At 40.9% G+C, this 569-nt stretch carries 1 pseudogene; it reads right to left on the bottom strand.

Annotation, left to right across the window (positions count from 1 at the left end):
- Positions 1-569 (bottom strand): annotated as a pseudogene (locus AACS92_RS03620) (IS982 family transposase); the annotation flags it as partial.

Here is a 569-nt window from a genome sequence, read left to right as displayed (position 1 = left end):
CTGAAATATCTTCTTCTGAGTAGAAAATTTTCAGTGATGGCTTTTTCTCTTTAAGGCAGTAAGCAATCAATCCCGTTAAAATGGTTAACAAAAAACCGGTTATACTTCGGTGACGAGAATGTTCTCATTGAGAGCCGTTTTTTAATTGTCCATTAATCGTTTCAATGATAAAACGCTTTTTAAGCATAACCTTATCCCACTCAGCCAGTGCAAGCGCTTTCATGTTGCGGCGCTTTTTCGTGATAAAGGTGATATCCGTTTTAGCTAAATCATCCGCCAATTCCTGACTCAGATATCCTTTGTCGCTGTAAAGAGAACCCGTGAGATCTTTTGATAATTCGCGTACAGGCTCCCTATCATCCACATTACCCGGGGTCACTTTAAGCGCTAAAATTTCGCCCAGATGGTTAATAATCAGGTGTAATTTGAACCCATAGAACCATCCCATTGAGGTTTTTCCGCGTTGCGCTATGCCCTGAAAGACCTTATGACGAGGAATACGGATGTTATGACAAACGCGCAAACTCGTGGAATCGATAAAAGCAATGCCTGTCGGTTTTCCTTTTAAT

This window comes from Xenorhabdus sp. KJ12.1, assembly GCF_963876495.1.
GTDB classification, from domain to species: Bacteria; Pseudomonadota; Gammaproteobacteria; order Enterobacterales; family Enterobacteriaceae; genus Xenorhabdus; species Xenorhabdus stockiae.
The sequence above is the reverse complement of the archived record's forward strand: the minus strand, read 5'-3'. Positions and strand labels throughout refer to the sequence as shown.